The 16,311-nt window shown below is 63.5% G+C and carries 17 protein-coding genes and 4 tRNA genes; 12 read left to right on the forward strand and 9 right to left on the reverse strand.

Annotated elements, in window-relative coordinates; translation table 11 throughout:
- Position 1: 1 nt before the first annotated feature.
- On the forward strand, positions 2-865 hold the full coding sequence (locus V6F88_RS20785; RefSeq protein WP_332611883.1) for an undecaprenyl-diphosphate phosphatase: 864 nt from the start codon (positions 2-4) through the stop codon (positions 863-865).
- 107 nt (positions 866-972) lie between these two features.
- Here V6F88_RS20785 and V6F88_RS20790 read toward each other — a convergent pair whose 3' ends face one another.
- From V6F88_RS20790 to V6F88_RS20800, 3 genes are all read right to left on the reverse strand, one after another.
- Positions 973-1,746, reverse strand: a complete 774-nt coding sequence (locus tag V6F88_RS20790) for a UDP-2,3-diacylglucosamine diphosphatase (protein WP_332611884.1) — start codon at positions 1,744-1,746, stop codon at positions 973-975.
- Positions 1,739-2,248: a peptidylprolyl isomerase gene (locus V6F88_RS20795; RefSeq protein ID WP_006225507.1), complete on the reverse strand. Its 510-nt coding sequence runs from the start codon at positions 2,246-2,248 to the stop codon at positions 1,739-1,741. The genes V6F88_RS20790 and V6F88_RS20795 overlap by 8 nt, the downstream gene beginning before the upstream one ends.
- A 134-nt stretch (positions 2,249-2,382) precedes the next feature.
- Positions 2,383-3,066: a tetratricopeptide repeat protein gene (locus tag V6F88_RS20800; protein WP_332612050.1), complete on the reverse strand. Its 684-nt coding sequence runs from the start codon at positions 3,064-3,066 to the stop codon at positions 2,383-2,385.
- 331 nt (positions 3,067-3,397) lie between these two features.
- On the opposite strand from V6F88_RS20800, the gene cysS reads away from it, so the two are divergent.
- The 6 genes from cysS (at position 3,398) to V6F88_RS20830 (ending at position 9,380) form a co-directional block, all read left to right on the forward strand.
- Positions 3,398-4,852, forward strand: a complete 1,455-nt coding sequence (gene cysS, locus V6F88_RS20805; RefSeq protein WP_332611885.1) for a cysteine--tRNA ligase — start codon at positions 3,398-3,400, stop codon at positions 4,850-4,852.
- 20 nt (positions 4,853-4,872) lie between these two features.
- Positions 4,873-5,517, forward strand: a complete 645-nt coding sequence (locus V6F88_RS20810; RefSeq protein ID WP_104144233.1) for a DNA-3-methyladenine glycosylase family protein — start codon at positions 4,873-4,875, stop codon at positions 5,515-5,517.
- A gap of 36 nt (positions 5,518-5,553) precedes the next feature.
- Positions 5,554-6,519: an acetyl-CoA carboxylase carboxyltransferase subunit alpha gene (locus tag V6F88_RS20815; protein WP_046804158.1), complete on the forward strand. Its 966-nt coding sequence runs from the start codon at positions 5,554-5,556 to the stop codon at positions 6,517-6,519.
- 61 nt (positions 6,520-6,580) lie between these two features.
- Positions 6,581-7,783 (forward strand): tRNA lysidine(34) synthetase TilS, encoded by a 1,203-nt coding sequence (tilS, locus tag V6F88_RS20820; RefSeq protein WP_442880369.1) that lies wholly within the window; start codon positions 6,581-6,583, stop codon positions 7,781-7,783.
- Positions 7,784-7,931: 148 nt separating this feature from the next.
- On the forward strand, positions 7,932-9,197 hold the full coding sequence (locus tag V6F88_RS20825) for an aspartate kinase (RefSeq protein WP_332611887.1): 1,266 nt from the start codon (positions 7,932-7,934) through the stop codon (positions 9,195-9,197).
- A gap of 90 nt (positions 9,198-9,287) precedes the next feature.
- Positions 9,288-9,380, forward strand: a tRNA-Ser gene (locus V6F88_RS20830).
- A 108-nt stretch (positions 9,381-9,488) separates the two neighbouring features.
- Here the strand turns inward: V6F88_RS20830 and mnmH are convergent.
- Complete coding sequence (gene mnmH / locus V6F88_RS20835; RefSeq protein WP_332611888.1) at positions 9,489-10,535, reverse strand: tRNA 2-selenouridine(34) synthase MnmH; 1,047 nt, start codon at positions 10,533-10,535, stop codon at positions 9,489-9,491.
- A 185-nt stretch (positions 10,536-10,720) separates the two neighbouring features.
- Between mnmH and V6F88_RS20840 the strand changes: the two genes are divergently transcribed.
- Positions 10,721-10,797, forward strand: a tRNA-Arg gene (locus V6F88_RS20840).
- Positions 10,798-10,956: 159 nt separating this feature from the next.
- Positions 10,957-11,033, forward strand: a tRNA-Arg gene (locus V6F88_RS20845).
- Positions 11,034-11,084: 51 nt separating this feature from the next.
- Here the strand turns inward: V6F88_RS20845 and V6F88_RS20850 are convergent.
- Positions 11,085-11,537: a DUF3079 domain-containing protein gene (locus V6F88_RS20850; protein ID WP_332611890.1), complete on the reverse strand. Its 453-nt coding sequence runs from the start codon at positions 11,535-11,537 to the stop codon at positions 11,085-11,087.
- A 23-nt stretch (positions 11,538-11,560) separates the two neighbouring features.
- Here V6F88_RS20850 and V6F88_RS20855 point away from each other — a divergent pair.
- Positions 11,561-11,637, forward strand: a tRNA-Arg gene (locus V6F88_RS20855).
- A gap of 251 nt (positions 11,638-11,888) precedes the next feature.
- Here the strand turns inward: V6F88_RS20855 and V6F88_RS20860 are convergent.
- Entirely contained in the window at positions 11,889-12,485 is a 597-nt protein-coding gene (locus V6F88_RS20860; protein WP_332611892.1) for a short chain dehydrogenase, read from the reverse strand.
- A 145-nt stretch (positions 12,486-12,630) separates the two neighbouring features.
- Between V6F88_RS20860 and V6F88_RS20865 the strand changes: the two genes are divergently transcribed.
- Complete coding sequence (locus V6F88_RS20865; protein ID WP_332611894.1) at positions 12,631-13,515, forward strand: LysR family transcriptional regulator; 885 nt, start codon at positions 12,631-12,633, stop codon at positions 13,513-13,515.
- Positions 13,516-13,564: 49 nt separating this feature from the next.
- Here the strand turns inward: V6F88_RS20865 and V6F88_RS20870 are convergent, their stop codons facing one another.
- From V6F88_RS20870 to V6F88_RS20880, 3 genes are all read right to left on the reverse strand, one after another.
- Positions 13,565-13,816, reverse strand: a complete 252-nt coding sequence (locus tag V6F88_RS20870; RefSeq protein ID WP_332611896.1) for a hypothetical protein — start codon at positions 13,814-13,816, stop codon at positions 13,565-13,567.
- A 96-nt stretch (positions 13,817-13,912) separates the two neighbouring features.
- Positions 13,913-14,512, reverse strand: coding sequence for a helix-turn-helix domain-containing protein (locus V6F88_RS20875; RefSeq protein WP_332611898.1), 600 nt, complete (start codon positions 14,510-14,512; stop codon positions 13,913-13,915).
- 121 nt (positions 14,513-14,633) lie between these two features.
- Positions 14,634-15,506 carry an SIR2 family NAD-dependent protein deacylase gene (locus V6F88_RS20880; protein WP_332611900.1) on the reverse strand — a complete coding sequence of 291 codons (873 nt, stop codon included), beginning with the start codon at positions 15,504-15,506 and terminating at the stop codon, positions 14,634-14,636.
- Positions 15,507-15,677: 171 nt separating this feature from the next.
- On the opposite strand from V6F88_RS20880, the gene V6F88_RS20885 reads away from it, so the two are divergent.
- The gene (locus tag V6F88_RS20885) at positions 15,678-16,304 is read left to right on the forward strand and encodes a cysteine dioxygenase (RefSeq protein WP_332611902.1); all 627 of its coding nucleotides are present in this window, start codon (positions 15,678-15,680) and stop codon (positions 16,302-16,304) included.
- Positions 16,305-16,311 lie beyond the last annotated feature (7 nt).

Here is a 16,311-nt window from a genome sequence, read left to right on the forward strand (position 1 = left end):
CGTGACTGACAACGCGCTCTATCTGATCAAGGCCTTCATTCTTGGCATTCTTGAAGGCCTGACCGAGTTCATCCCCGTGTCCAGCACCGGCCACCTGATTTTGGTGGGCGACTGGATCAACTTCCAGTCCGGCGATGGCAAGGTGTTCGAAGTGGTCATCCAGCTGGGTTCGATCCTGGCGGTGATGTGGGTGTTCCGGGCGCGGTTGATCCAGCTGATCCGGGGCACCTTGACCGGCGTGGCCAGCGAGGTCGCGTTCACCCGCAACCTGATCATCGCGTTCCTGCCAGCGGCGGTCATCGGCGCCATCTTCATCAAGACCATCAAGTCGGTGTTCTATCACCCCGGCGTGGTGGTGGTGACGCTGGTGCTGGGCGGCCTGATCATGCTGTACGTGGAACGCAAGACGCATCACACGCCGGGCGACGCGCCGGGCGCTGCCGACGACACGGCGTCCGACGAACGGGCGTCCGCGCACACGCTCGAACAGATCACCTGGAAGCAGGCGCTGGGCGTGGGTGTGGCGCAGTGCTTCGCCATGATTCCGGGCACATCGCGGTCGGGCGCCACCATCATCGGCGGCATGATCGCCGGCATCCAGCGCAAGACGGCCACGGAATTCTCGTTTTTCCTGGCCATGCCCACGATGCTCGGCGCGGCCGTTTTCGATATGTACAAGAACTTCGGCGCGCTGACCCAGCATGACTTGTCCGGCATCGCCGTGGGCTTCATCGCAGCGTTCCTGAGCGCGATGGTGGTGGTGCGCGCGGTGCTGCGATTCGTGGCCAACCACACGTACCGGGTGTTCGCCTGGTATCGCATCGTGTTCGGCGCGGTGGTCGCCGCGTGGATCTTCACGCGCTGATCCCGTTCAGTCGCGCAAAAAAAATGGCCTCGCGGTTGCGAGGCCATTTTCATTGTGCGGCCGTTGCCGGCGCTGCACAGCGTTCGGCTTTGTCCTGAGTCTTGCCCTTACGATTCCGTTTCCAGGTCGTAGAACGTCAGCCCATCGCTATCGATGATCAGCCAGCCACCGCGCGGGGGCGACACGTGATCGCAATCCCAGTCGGGCAGCACCCAGCGTTCACGCTTCTTGCCATCCACGTCCAGCACGTGGCGTGCCGGGCGATGCGTGTGGCCATGAACCAGCACGGGCACGCCGCTATCGCGGAAGATCGACTCGATGGCGGCGCCATTGACGTCCATGATTTCCATGGACTTCGTCTGGTTGGCCGCCTGGCTTTCGCCGCGCGCCTGCTGCGCCATGGCCAGGCGTTCGGGGATGGTCTTGGCCAGGAACTCGGCCTGCCATTGCGGATTGCGGACCATCTTGCGGAACTGCTGATACGCGGCGTCGTCCGTACAGAACTCGTCGCCGTGCGTCAGCAGCACCGGGCCGGCATCCGTTTGCAGCAGGGCGGGCTCGGGCAGCAGCTTGGCGCCCACGGCCGCGGCCAGTTCTTCCCCAATGAGGAAGTCGCGGTTGCCGCGCCCCAGCCATACCGGGATGCGTGCGCTGGTGTCGCGCAGCGCCGTCAACACCGTGGCAAGCCACGGCGGCGCGGCGCGGATCACGTCGTCGCCGATCCAGGCGTCAAAGATGTCGCCCGGCAGCAGCAACGCGGCAGCTTCCTGCCGCGCGGCCTCCAGAAACGCCAGGAATGCCTCGGAGGTGGCCGGCGTGGCCGGCCCCAAGTGCAGGTCGGACGCCAGCCAGATCGGGCCGGGCAGGGCAATCTTATTCAAGAATCTCGGCCTTCTCGATGATCACGTCTTCGTTGGGCACGTTCTGGTGGAAGCCCTTGTTGCCGGTCTTCACACCCTTGATCTTCTCGACCACGTCGGTGCCTTCGGTGATGGTGCCGAACACGGCGTAGCCCCAGCCGTTCGGCGTGGGCGACGTGAAGTTCAGGAAATCATTGTTGGACACGTTGATGAAGAACTGCGCGGTGGCCGAATGCGGATCGCTGGTGCGGGCCATCGCCAGGGTGTACTTGTCGTTCTTCAAGCCGTTGTTGGCTTCGTTTTCGATCGGGGCATGCGTTTGCTTTTGCTTCATGCCGGGTTCGAAGCCGCCGCCCTGGATCATGAAACCGTCGATCACGCGGTGGAACACCGTGCCGTTGTAGAAGCCTTCCTTGACGTAGGTCAGGAAGTTTTCGACGGTCTTGGGCGCCTTGGCGGCGTCCAGGGTGATGACCATATCGCCTTGGTTCGTAACAAGCTTGACGCGCGGGTTGGTGCTCATGGCTTTTGTGCCTTCAGAAGTAGTGGTGGTGGAGGAGGCCGCTGGGGCGGCGCTGACAAGCGCTGGGGCAAATGCGGCCAGCGCGAACGAGCACGCCGTCAGGCGCAGCAGGTGGAAGGGTGAGTAACGGGACATCATTTGCCTTGTTTATCCTTCAGCATGGTTTCGACTTCACGGGCCTTCTCCTGCATGCCGGGCACGCCATCGCTGGCGGCCTTCTTGTAAGTGCGCAGGGCCTGTAGAAGTTGCAGATCGCCCAGGTTGGCTCGGGCGGCGGCGTAGCCGGGGTCAGCGCGTAGTGCCATTTGGAGGGCGTCTTGCGCTTTTTCAAGTTCACCGCGGCTGGCATATAGAGCGGCCAGGTTGTTCCAAGGTTCCGGCAGCTCGGGGAAACGCGTGGTCATGTCGGTGTAGATGTCGATGGCTTCGCCCGTGCGATTCAGGGCGGCCAGTGCGCGCGCGTGCTGGAACATCAGCTGCACATCGGTGCCGCGTTGGTCCTTGATTTCGGCTTCGCGCTTTTCGATCATCGCCAACGCTTCTTCGTTATCGCCGCGGTTCAGCAGCATTTCGATGCGGTTGGTGATCTGCGAGGGCGACGGCGTCAAGCGCGTGTCCACGCCGGGTTTGGCCGCTTCCAGCAGTTTGGCCAGACTGTCCCAGCCGCCTTCGGGGGGGATGGGGTCCAGGGTGGTGCGCGTGGCGTTGGGGCTGGCCCCACCGCCGCCGGCCATCGACTGGGCAAAGGCGCTACCCGCCGGCGCGCCGGCAAAGGCCAGCGCGAGCAGGGCGACACAAAAACGCGGCTTGATAGTCACGTGGGTATCCGTTAAAAGTCGTGGCCGGGCAGCACTTACGCGTGCGACCGGGCCGCTTGCTATACTTGACGACCGCCATTTTAGCCCCGGTTGCGTTTTTGTTTCGGCAAGAGCTTGAGCCGGAACAGAGATGTCGAGCTGGAGCCCCCCGGCAGGACGCGCGGTATCGGTGGCGCCCGGGGTATCCCGGGGGCCGGCGATATCGGTGATATCGGCGATATCGGCCATATCGGCGATGCCGGTGATGCCGGTGATACCGGGGGCATCGTCCCGCCCCAGCAACTTTTTCCGATTTCGCCGCGGAAAGCAATCAGACCAATACATAAGCGCCATGCTGCAAATCTACAACACGTTATCGCGTACCAAAGAACCGTTCAAACCGGCCCAGGCTGGTCAGGTGCGCATGTACGTGTGTGGCATGACCGTGTACGACTTCTGCCATCTGGGCCATGCCCGCATGCTGGTGTCGTTTGACGTCGTGCAGCGCTGGCTGCGCGCCACCGGCCTGGCCGTCGATTACGTGCGCAATATCACCGACATCGACGACAAGATCATTCGCCGCGCCGTTGAAACCGGCCGCCGCATCGGCGAGGTCACCGAGTTCTACATCGCCGCCATGCACGCCGACGAGCGCGCGCTGGGTGTTCAATCGCCCGACCGCGAGCCGCGCGCCACGCACTACGTGGGCGACATGCTGGACATCATCGGCAAGCTGGAACAGAACGGCCTGGCCTATCAAGCCGATGACGGCGACGTGAACTACGCCGTGCGCGGCTTTGCCGGTTACGGCAAGCTGTCCGGCAAGACGCTGGACGACCTGCGCGCCGGCGAACGCGTGGCGGTGGGCTCGGCCAAGCGTGACCCCCTGGACTTCGTGCTGTGGAAGTCGGCAAAGGCCGACGAACCCGCCGACACCAAATGGGAATCGCCCTACGGCATGGGCCGCCCCGGCTGGCACATCGAATGCTCGGCCATGAGCAAATCCTTGTTGGGCTTGCCGCTGGACATCCACGGCGGCGGTCCCGACCTGAAATTCCCGCACCACGAAAACGAAATCGCGCAGACCGAAGGCGCGTTCGGCGGCACGCTGGCCAACATCTGGATGCACTGCGGCCCGCTGATGGTGGATTCGGACAAGATGTCCAAGTCGCTGGGCAACTTCCGCACCATCCGCCAGACCGTGGCGCTGGGCGACCCCGCGGCGGACGACGCCGACTACCGCGTCAACCCGCGTGAAGCCGAAATGGTGCGTTTCTTCATTGTGCGCAACCACTATCGCAGCTCGCAGAACTACACCCCCGACAACCTGATCGACGCGCAAAACGCACTGGATCGCCTGTACCAGGCCTTGCAGAACGTGCCGGCCGACGACCAGGGCATCGACTGGAACGAGCCGCAGGCCCAAGCCTTCAAGGCGGCCATGGACGACGACTTCAACAGCTCGGGGGCCGTGGCAGCCCTGTTTGAACTGGCCACCGAGGCCAACCGCGACAAAAGCGCGCGCAGCGCCGGCCAGATGAAGGCGCTGGCGTCCTTGCTGGGTTTGTTGCAGCAGGACCCGGCTACGTACTTCCAGTCGCCCACGCGCTATTCGGCCGCGGCCATCGAGCAAGGCGCGCGCGCCACGCTGGACGCCGACGCCATTCAATCGCTGATCGATGCGCGCGCCGCCGCCAAGGCCGCGCGTAATTTCGCCGAGGCGGACCGCATCCGCGCCGAACTGCGCGAGGCCGGCATCGAACTTGACGACAAGCCGGGTGGCTTGACGCAATGGCGCCGGGCCTGAGCCCAGTGGATACGCCCGATATGTCCACCGCCGATCTCGACATTCCCAAGCCTGATTATTGGGAAGCGGCCGTCGCCCATCTGATGCGGCGCGACCGCATCTTGAAAAAAGTCATCCCCCAGCACCCCGAAGTGTGGCTGACGTCGCGCGGCACGCCGTTCGTGACGCTGGCGCGCGCCATCATCGGGCAGCAGGTCTCCACCAAGGCGGCCGATGCCGCCTGGACCAAGTTCATCGAAGCCGTCGGCAAGCGCCCCACGCCCGTGGCCGTGCTGCGCGTAGGCGTCGATGGCCTGCGCCGCGCCGGCTTGTCCCAGCGCAAGGCCGAGTACGTGCTGGACCTTGCCGTGCACTTCGGCGAACGCCGCGTCCACCCTGAAAAGTGGGCGGCCATGGACGACGAAGCGGTTATTTCTGAATTGGTCGCCATCCGGGGCATTGGGCGCTGGACGGCGGAGATGTTTTTGATTTTCAATCTACAGCGGCCTGACGTCCTGCCGCTGGATGATCCAGGGTTGCTCAAGGCAATCTCACTACACTATTTCAGTGGCGAGCCTGTCTCGCGCTTCGAGGCTCGCGAAGTCTCGCTGGCGTGGCAGCCCTGGCGTACCGTGGCGACCTGGTATCTATGGCGCAGTCTGGAACCGACACCGGTTCAATACTGATGCACACCAGGCAGCCCATCTACGGAACCACACTACATGCGCAATACATTTCTGGAATTTGAACAGCCGCTGGCCGAACTTGAAAACAAGATCGAGCAGCTGCGCTATGTGCAGGCCGATTCTGCGGTAGACATCTCCGACGAGATCGGGCGTCTTCAGCAAAAGAGCCAGACCTTGGCCAAGGAGATCTACGCCAAGCTCACGCCGTGGCAGACGGCGCTTGTCGCCCGCCACCCCCAGCGTCCTTACACGCTGGACTACGTGCGCGAAATGTTCACCGACTTCCACGAACTGCACGGCGACCGCATGTACGCCGACGACCAATCCATCATCGGCGGTCTGGCCCGCTTTAACGGCACGCCCTGCATGGTCATCGGCCACCAAAAGGGCCGCGACACCAAGGAACGCGCCGCGCGCAACTTCGGCATGCCGCGTCCGGAAGGCTATCGCAAGGCCCTGCGCCTGATGCGCCTGGCCGAGAAATTCGGCGTTCCCGTGTTCACCTTCGTGGACACCCCCGGCGCCTATCCCGGCATCGGCGCCGAAGAGCGCGGCCAGTCCGAAGCCATCGGCCACAACCTGTACGCCATGGCCGAACTGAAAGTGCCCGTGATCTGCACGATCATCGGCGAAGGCGGTTCCGGTGGCGCGCTAGCCATTGCCGTGGGCAACGCCGTGTTGATGCTGCAATACGCCACCTACGCCGTGATCTCGCCCGAAGGCTGCGCGTCGATCCTGTGGCGCAGCGCCGACAAGGCGCCCGATGCCGCCGAAGCGCTGGCCATCATCGCGCCGCGCCTGAAAGACCTGGGCCTGGTTGACCGCGTCGTCAATGAACCGGTGGGCGGCGCCCATCGCGACCCGCGCGTCATGGCGCGCTTGCTGCGCCGCGCGCTGGCTGATGCCCTGCGCCAACTGCAAGGCATGACGCCCGAACAGCTCGTTGAACAGCGTGTGCAACGCTTGCTGTCCTACGGCGCTTATACGGAAGTGCGCGCGTAGCGCAGGCAACGGCGCCGGCTGGTACGCCGGCGCCACGGCCGCGCTGCCCGCGCCCAAAATCATGAACGCGCACCCCACGCCCGACACGCCCGACCAGGCCGAGTCGGGCGTGTCGCATTGCGCGTCCGCAGCGCCTTCGGTGTCGACGGAAAAGGGCGCGGTGCCGTCCGCTGCGTCGTCGGCGTCGACAGTTCGGGAAACGGTGTTGCGCGCCAAGGCGTCGGTGTCGGCGGCAGGGCGACCGGCGTCAACGGTTGCGCTGCCGAAATCGCCCGCGTTGATCGCGGCGTTGCGAGACGCCTTGCAGGCGTTGCCCGCGCGACCCGCCCGCCTTGCCGTCGCCTTGAGCGGTGGCGCCGATTCCGCCATGCTGGCCGTGCACGCGGCGGCTGTTGCGCATGACCTTGGCATCGGCCTGTCGCTTTTGCATGTGCATCACGGCTTGCAGGACGCGGCCGACGAATGGGGCAGGCAAGTGCATGCCCTGGGCGCCTTGCTGGGCCTGCCGGTGCACGAAGCGCGCGTCCAGGTCGAGCAAGCGGCGGGCAAGGGCATCGAGGCCGCCGCGCGCGATGCCCGCTACGCGGCGCTGGCGCGGCTGGCGCAGGCAGAAGGCGCGACTCACGTTCTGCTGGCGCATCACCGCAACGACCAGGCCGAAACCGTTTTGCTGCGGCTGCTGCGCGGCACCGGCCTGCTCGGCATGGCCGCGATGTCCCCGGTCTTGCAACGCGACGGCATCACCTATGTGCGCCCCTGGCTTGCGCAGGACCGCGCGACGATCCTGCTTGCCGCCGACGCCGTGCGGCAAGCGAGCGGCTGGCAGCCCGTACAAGACCCCACCAACGCAGATCCCCGCTACACCCGCGCCGCCGTGCGCGAATTGCTGGCGCCCGTGCTGGACAAGCGCTGGCCCGGCTGGCGCGCCATCGTCGCGCGGCACGCCGCGCACATGGCCGAAGCGGCGCAGATCCTGGAAGAAGTCGCGCGCGAAGATCTGGCCCGTCTGGACCCCGGCCCCGACGGCGCCAGCTTTTCATTGAAGGCGTGGCGCGAATTGTCGCCGCCGCGCCAGTCGCAGGTGCTGCGCTTCTGGCTGCAACAAAACGGTGCGCGCATGCCCACGGACGCGCGCCTGCGCGACCTCTTGCGTCAGCTGCGCGAACTGCACAGCCTGGGGCACGACCGGCAGCTGCAAGTGCAGCAGGCCGGCCATGTGGTGCGCTGCCATCGCGGGCGCGTGTGGATCGAAGCGCGGCAATAAATAAACCGGCGTTCTGGAAAGAATCCACGGAAAAATAGCCGCGCAATGAACATAAATTTCCTCAAACTGAGCAAATTTTTACCGCCGCGCTAGAATATATGGTTTTGCCCGTCACCACTTTGCGGCGGGTGTCCAGCCAGAGTACGAGATGTCCCTGATCGTTCACAAATATGGCGGTACTTCGATGGGCTCGGTCGAGCGCATTCGGAACGTGGCGCGTCGCGTCGCGAAGTGGCACGCCGCCGGCCACCAGGTTGTTGTAGTGCCGTCGGCAATGGCGGGCGAAACGAATCGCCTGCTGGGTCTGGCGCGCGAAATTTCGCCCCAGCCCGATAGCCGCGAACTCGATATGATCGCCGCCACCGGCGAGCAGGCCAGCAGCGGTTTGCTGGCCATTGCGTTGCAGGCCGAAGGCGTGCCGGCGCGCAGCTATGCCGGTTGGCAAGTGCCCGTGCGCACCGATTCATCCTTCACCAAGGCGCGCATCAGCTCCATCGACGACGCCCGTATCCGCGGCGACCTCGACGCGGGCCGCGTGGTGATCGTGACTGGCTTCCAGGGCATCGACCCCGAAGGCCACATCACGACGCTGGGCCGTGGTGGTTCGGATACCTCGGCCGTGGCCGTGGCCGCCGCCATCAAGGCCGACGAATGCCTGATCTACACCGACGTGGACGGCGTCTACACGACCGATCCGCGCGTGGTGCCTGAAGCGCGCCGCATGGCCGTCGTTTCCTTCGAGGAAATGCTGGAAATGGCCTCGCTGGGTTCCAAGGTACTGCAAATCCGCTCGGTGGAATTCGCCGGCAAATACCGTGTTCCGGTCCGGGTCCTGTCCTCGCTGACCGACCCGCTCATTCCGCTCGACGAAGAAATGGTCTCGGGCACGCTGATTACTTTTGAGGAAGACGAAAAAATGGAAGCCGCCGTTGTCTCCGGCATCGCCTTCAGCCGCGACGAAGCCAAAATCACCTTGCTGGCGGTTCCCGACAAACCGGGTATCGCTTTCTCCATCCTGGGTCCGGTCGCCGCCGCCAACATCGATGTCGACATGATCGTGCAGAACCAGTCCGTGGCTGGCACGACCGACTTCTCGTTCACCGTGAATCGCAACGAATTCGCGCGTGCCGTCGACCTGCTCAAGCGCGAAGTCATCCCCGCCGTGGGCGCGCGTGAACTGTCCACCGACGAGAAGGTCGCCAAGGTCTCGATCGTCGGCATCGGCATGCGTTCGCACGTGGGCGTGGCCAGCCTGATGTTCCAGACGCTTTCGCAAGAAGGCATCAACATCCAGATGATCAGCACCAGCGAAATCAAGACGTCGGTCATCATCGACGACAAGTACATGGAATTGGGCGTGCGCGCGCTGCACAAGGCCTTTGGCCTGGACCAGGCGCCGGCCCCCAAGGAATAAAGGCAGCGGATCGGTACGTTTTTTTTTGATTGATGGCCCCGTTTGCGGGCAAGCACCAAAAAATTCGTGCTAGAATCTCGTTCTCTTTTCGGAGACGTGCCCGAGAGGCTGAAGGGGCTCCCCTGCTAAGGGAGTATGTGGCTAAAAACTGCATCGTGGGTTCGAATCCCACCGTCTCCGCCAGATCTTCGGCGCTGGTGCTAAACAACCAGCGCTGAATTAAAAAACCCGCAATCGCGAAATCGATTGCGGGTTTTTTTCATTGGTGCGCGTTGATCGTCAGCGCGTTTTTCATTCCAGCGCGGATAGCAGCGCGCGCGCCTGCTCCACGACATCCGCATCGTTCGGCCTGAACGGCATCGGCAATGCTTGCGCCAGGCGCTTGTATTGCGCGTGGCTGCTGCGCGCGTAGGCGGGGTCGTAGTGGCGGTCGATGAGTTCGCGCGCCAGATCGATGCGGCGGCCGTCGTCCACCATCTGCTGCCAACCCTGGATCACCTCGCGGCTGTGCAGGCCCAACATGCGTTGCAGCTGGGCTTTCAACCATTCCGGGTTTTCGAACAGCTGCGCGTAATCCTGTTGAAGGAAAGCGGCGCGGTCTTCGCGCGTGGATGCCACGTTGATGCATACGCCGTCATGCATGGCTTGCAGCAAGGCGGGCGGCAATTCGACGGCGCCGATCTTGCGGCTCTCTGCTTCAACAAACACGGGTTGTGATGCGTTCAGGGCACGAAGGCGCGCGGCAAGCAGTGTGTCGAAGTGCTTTTGCGAAGGCTGCGCCACGCCTTGCAGGGCGCCCAGCAACGAGCCCCGGTGCGAGGCCAGTTGCTCCAGGTCCAGCGTCTGCGCGCCGGCCTGCGCCAACGCGTTCAGCAAGCGCGTTTTGCCGCTGCCGGTGGGGCCGACCAGCACCACGCAGTGCAAGGCCGCCGGCAAGGTTGCCAGCGCTTGCAGCGTAGCGCTGCGATAGCTTTTGTAGCCGCCGTCCAGCTGCCGCGCGCGCCAGCCGATCATGTTGAACATCAGCGTCATAGAGCCAGACCGCTTGCCTCCGCGCCAGCAATAGATCAGCGGGCGCCAACCTTGCGGCCGGTCGGCGAAGCGCGTTTCCAGATGCAGGGCGATGTTGCGGGCGACCAGCGCGGCGCCCAGTCGAGACGCTTCGAACGGCGACGCTTGGCGGTACAGCGTGCCAACCTGTACCCGTTCTTCATTACTGAGCACGGGCGCGTTGATGGCGCCCGGGATGTGATCGTCGGCGTATTCAAGCGGCGAGCGTACGTCGATGATTTCATCGAAGTCGTGCAGCTTGTCCAGACTTACCAGCAGGTGTTTCACGATGACGGCCAAGAGATAAGGGAGGCAATGGAAGCGGCCACTAGGATAGTGCTTTCCGGCGGCGTGGGTGCACGATCGCGATGGCAATCGCTGCCGTATCCAAGCCGCGCCGCAATGCGATATTTCGATGCCCCGACTTGCACGTTTTCTGAAACAACGCTATTATTCAAGGCTTGCTTTTTGACGCGCCCGTAGCTCAGCTGGATAGAGTACCTGGCTACGAACCAGGGGGTCGTAGGTTCGAATCCTGCCGGGCGCACCAAGTTTTTTTAGAGCGGTTTGTTTTGTAGGACCGGCTTCTAGGACGTAGCGAATTCTTTTCGCGAAATCCGGCAAAAAAACTTCAAAAAAACTTAGAAAAAAAAGCAGAAGCAGTAAAAATGGTGAAATTGTTCTGATATAATTTTGCCTCTTTGTCGGAGCGCCCGTAGCTCAGCTGGATAGAGTACCTGGCTACGAACCAGGGGGTCGTAGGTTCGAATCCTGCCGGGCGCACCAAGTTTCACGTCACACTGAAGCGCCGAACAAAGAAAATGGAAAGGCCTTTGATCATTGATCGAAGGCCTTTTTGTTTTGCGCCGACGCTGCTTTGCTTTCCTCTTCAAAGCCCCAGTCCCCTACGCTTGCCCAATCGTCACCCAACAGTTCGGCGGGGTGCATCGTGCGGTCGGAACCGTTGCCGCATTTCATGGCGTCGGATGCGCAGTATTGATCGCAGCCCCAGCAAACCCGTTCGGGGTGCTTGGGATGCATCGGGAATTTCTTGGCCATGCCGTGCCTCATCAGGGAAACGCCATCGCAGTGTCGTCCGCAGCATGCCGGGACAGGCGGCCGGTGCGTGTGCGCGAAGAGAAGTGCAGTGCAGTGCACTGTAATTTCAGCGTACTGCGCACCCGCGCCGCGTTCCTTGATGTGAAGCAAGCTATGGTGCACCGAAGCCTTGCCCCGACCGGCGCCCAAGCGCATTTTTCCGCACCGATTTGCACGATGCGGTTTTTCCATGTTATAAACACGCCTCTTTCGGGGCGCCCGTAGCTCAGCTGGATAGAGTACCTGGCTACGAACCAGGGGGTCGTAGGTTCGAATCCTGCCGGGCGCACCAACTTATATCGAACACGTGATGGCAATGCGAAAAGCAATGCAAAAAGCAATGCGAAAAGCAATGCAAAAAGCAGTGCGATAAGCACGGCGATAAGCACGGCGAGAAGCACGGCGATCGCGGTTCCGCCAAAGCGCCACAGCGCCAAGGCATGGCAAGAAAACGAAGCGGCTTGATGGTCATCCATCAAGCCGCTTTTGTTTTGTCCGGGGCGGATCACCAGACCCGGCTCGCCAGGCCCGGATCTCCACGTATCACCAGACCCTTATCACCCGGCCCGTCTGCGCGCCTTCCACGCTGCGGCGATAGGCCAGCGCCACCCGCGAGGCGGGCGCCGCTTCAAAGCCCGGGAAATACGGCCCGTAGGCTTGCATGGATTCCTGCAACACCGTCGGGCTGACCGAGTTGATCCGCAACCCTTGCAGCTCTATCGCCGCGCCACGCACGAAGCCGTCGATGGCGGAGTTCACCGCCGATGCGTTCGCGCCATACCGGATCGGTTCGTCACTGACGATGCCGCTGGTCAGCGTGATGGATCCGCCCGCGTTCAAGTAGTGTTGCCCGATCAGCGCCACGTCAACCTGACCCAGCAGCTTGTTGTGCAAGCCGATCTTGAATTGTTCGGCCGTCATCTCGGCCAGCGGGCCGAAGTGCATCGCGCCGGTGGTCGAGACAATGGCGTCGACCTTGCCCACGCGTTCGAACAGGTTGCGGATGCTGTCGCTGCGCGTTACGTCCACGTGGTACTGGCCGCTGGTGTTGCCCACGGCGATGATGTCGTGGCGTTGGCCAAGCTCTTCGGCAACCGCGCGGCCGATGGTGCCGGTTGCGCCGATCAGGATAATTTTCATGGAAGCCCCCGGGCCGTGCCCGTTGTTTGGTTGGCATTTGCAAAGCGCTGGCGTCGTGCCAGTGCATAGAGGCATTCTCGCTTTTCGATATCCATGGAAAAATCCGCTCATGGTGCAAACACTTCACACTCCGGGTGCGTAATACATGGATCGCTTGCTCAGCATGGAAGTTTTCGTGGCGGTCGTTGAGCTGGGCAGCCTGACCGCGGCGGCGGCGCGGCACGAAATGTCGGCGGCCATGGCGGCCAAGCACGTCAAGGCGCTGGAATCGCGATTGGGCCTGCGCCTGTTGAACCGCACCACGCGCCGCCAAAGCCTGACCGAAGCGGGCCAGGCGTATTACGCGCGCTGCAAGACCATTCTGGAAGACATCCGCAACGCGGAGCAGGGCGCCGAGGCCTTGCGGCTGACGCCGCGCGGGCATCTGCGCATTACGTCCACGGTGACCTTCGGTTCGCTGGCGTTGACGCCAGCCATTGCCGACTATCTATCCGTGTATCCCGACGTGAGTGTCGAGCTGGTGCTCAGCGACATGGTGGAAGACATTGTGGCCGCCCGCTACGACGTGGCGGTGCGCATCGGCGAGCCGGTCGATTCCGGTTTGGTCGCGCGCACGATCGGACGCTACCAGATGGTGATCTGTGCCGCGCCCGCGTACCTGGACCGCTATGGCACGCCCACCACGCCCGACGACCTGATGCAGCATCAATGCCTGGATTTCTCGTACTGGAGCCGCCGCACGGGCTGGCAGCTGTCAGGGGACGACGGCAGCCAGGCCGGTTACCCCACGGGCCGCTTTGTGTCGAACAACGGGCAGGCGCTGCGTCAGGCCGCACTGGCGGGCTTTGGCGTGGTGTTGCAACCCGAGCTGTTGCTCAATGAGGATATGCGCGCTGGCCGGCTGGTGCCGATCCTGCAACCGTATTGGCCCGCCGCGCGGCCCATTACGCTGCTGTACCAGAAGGACAGGCAGGCGCTGCCGAAGCTGACCACCTTTGTGGACTTTCTGGTCGAACGCTACACACGATAGTTGCCGGCACCCCAGGCAGGGCGCCTCTTGCCGGCTTCCTGGCAGCCTTTTAACGGCCTCGTCGCCGGTCCACCGCGGTCAATGAAATACCGTTCTTGATCATCTGATACGCCTGCCCACCCAGCCACGTGACCTGCTCGCCCGAACTTGTCCGGCAGATACAGTGCGTCTTGGGATCGAAGCGCGAGGTGCCCAGCGCGGAATATGCCTCCAGGTCCGCAACGAAGCGTTCGATGCGGTACAGGGTGCCGTCGGGGGATGTGACAAGCACATCGGCCAATCGTCTTGCGGTGCCGAGCATACTCAGTACCTCCAGGGGCCGTCGGTGTTGCGGCGGCAAAGCCTTGTGGGCGCTTCTTCGTGTTGCGGCGCATGCGCGCGTGGCGCGTTTGCGGTGCTACCGAAGGCGGCCTCCAAACAAAGAATCATCAAGTTGGTCGGGTGACACGCCCAGCGCCTCGGAGATGCGATCCAGCACTATCTGCCGCGGGCGGGGTCGTGGCCTTTCCAGTTCAATGTATATGGAATGATCCACGCCAAGCCGGGCAGCCATATCAGCGGTAGTGATATTGAGGTGCTCGCGCCACGCGCGTATCAGACTCCAATCGTTGCCGGTTTTTAAGTTGACGACCGCTAGCGGTAATGGCTTGTGTCCGACGGCCAGTCTGCGGTGCGGGCCTGCCGGCTCGGGGCCGAGCACATTGCGCTTGGCGGCGCCGCTTTTCCGGGGTTCGCCTCGGGGCGTTGTGACATCGGGTTCTGCGGTGAATATAGCGCCGCCGTTGGTTTGCCGATACTGATCATTGCCGATCCAGGAGATTGCTTCGCCGTTATCGAGCATGCACTCGCAATCCAGGTGGTAATTGCTGGGAACGCTCTCAAGTTTGGCAATGGTTTCCGTGGTGGTGGCGTGCCGCACCACACGGTGCAATGCGCCGTCGGATGAACGCACGAACACGTCGGGAAGTCTCCAGGAAAAAGGGATGATGATCTCCACGGTCAAAGCCACGCCTGCCACTGTAGCCCGGTGGCAAAACGGTGAGATTTGGGGTTTCCCCTCGGCTGTTGTGGCTAGTTCGTTTCTACTCGATCTTCAACGTAAAGATGCTCACAAATGTTCACGGTGCGTGACCGCTCTTGAACCCGTCATCGCGTGGGTCGAAGGCGGCCGCCAGCACGCGCGGCATGAGGTCGGCGGCGGCGCCATGCAGATTGCAGTGCGCGTGCGCGTCCAGCGGTGTGGCGTTTGGATTGACCTGCACGACCGTCGCGCCGGCGGCCAGCGCGCGCTGCGGCAGCTCAGCGGCGGGGTACACCAGCGCCGACGTGCCGATGCTGAACAGCAAGTCGCATTGCTGCGCGGCGCGTATCGCGGTGCCCCAGGCGTCCGACGGCAAGCTTTCGCCAAACCACACCACCCCCGGGCGCACGGGCGCGCCGCACTGCGTGCAGCCGGGCGGGGGGATGCGGCGGCCTTCGTCGGTGTTGCCGGCGGCGTGGGTGTGCGCGGCCGAAGACCCCGCCGCGGACGTGTCGGTCGCGAGGCTGTCCGTCGCCACGCTGTCGTCGAAGGCATAGGGGGCGCCGCACGCCGAGCAGCGCGGGGCGTGCAGGCTGCCGTGCAGATGCACCACCTGCGTGGCCCCCGCGCGTTCGTGCAGATCGTCCACGTTCTGGGTGATGACCGTCAGCGCGGGCACGTGCCGTTGCAGCGCGGCGATGGCGTAGTGCGCGGCATTGGGCGCGGCGCGCAGCACTTGCGCGCGGCGCCATTCATACCAGCCCCAGACAATGTCGGGATGCTTGCGAAAGGCCTGCGGCGTGGCAAGCGCCTGCGCGTCAAAGCGCGACCACAAGCCGGTCAACGCATCGCGAAAGGTCGCAATGCCGCTTTCCGCCGACACCCCTGCCCCGGTGAACGCAACGACGCGCTGCGCGTTGCGCAATGCCTCGATCAGGGCAGGCGGAATATCGTGATGCGTATTTTTCATTTCAAACCTTGAGAACAGTTCGATACGCTGCGCGCGGGGGCGCCTGCCTGTCAAGCGCGGGCTGCGATGTGTCGCTGTAATGTGCTTCTGTGATGCGCGCGTGCGCATGCATCCCGAATGATGGATACTGCTTTTCTCATCTGGGATTTCCCCATGCACTGGAGACCCGCAATGCCTGAATCCGCCGCCGGCCTGGACCGGCTTCGCCGCTTCATCGCCACTGCCACCCGACTGGCCGGCGCCGACGCTTTGGCGCAAACGACCGCCTTGCAAGAGGCGTTTGCCGATCTGGTGCGCCACGATGATTGGTTGCCCGACGCCTGTACCGCACCGCATCCGCGGTATTACCAGCAATATCTGCTGCACTGCGATCCCTTGGAACGTTTTTCGCTGGTCAGCTTTGTGTGGGGGCCGGGCCAGTCCACGCCCGTGCATGACCACGAAGTGTGGGGCTATGTGGGCATGCTGCGCGGCGCCGAGATCAATCAGCGCTATGTACGCCACGCCGACGGCAGCATCGTACCCGCCGGCGAACCCGCCACCTTGCACCCCGGCGACATCGAACGGCTGGACCCCGCCCAGGGCGACATCCACCGCGTGTCGAACGCGTTCGCGGACAAGGTCTCGATCAGCGTGCATCTCTACGGCGGCAACATCGGCGCGGTGTCGCGCCATGTCTATGATCCTGAGACGGGGCAGGCCAAGCCTTTTGTGTCCGGCTATTCCTCGCCCAGCCTGCCGAACCTTTGGGACCGCTCGGCCGCCGTGCGCGCCACCATCCCGGGGTTGAAAGCCTGACCGCAGC

The organism is Achromobacter sp. ESBL13 (genome assembly GCF_036668755.1).
In the GTDB taxonomy this organism is placed as follows: domain Bacteria; phylum Pseudomonadota; class Gammaproteobacteria; order Burkholderiales; family Burkholderiaceae_B; genus Achromobacter.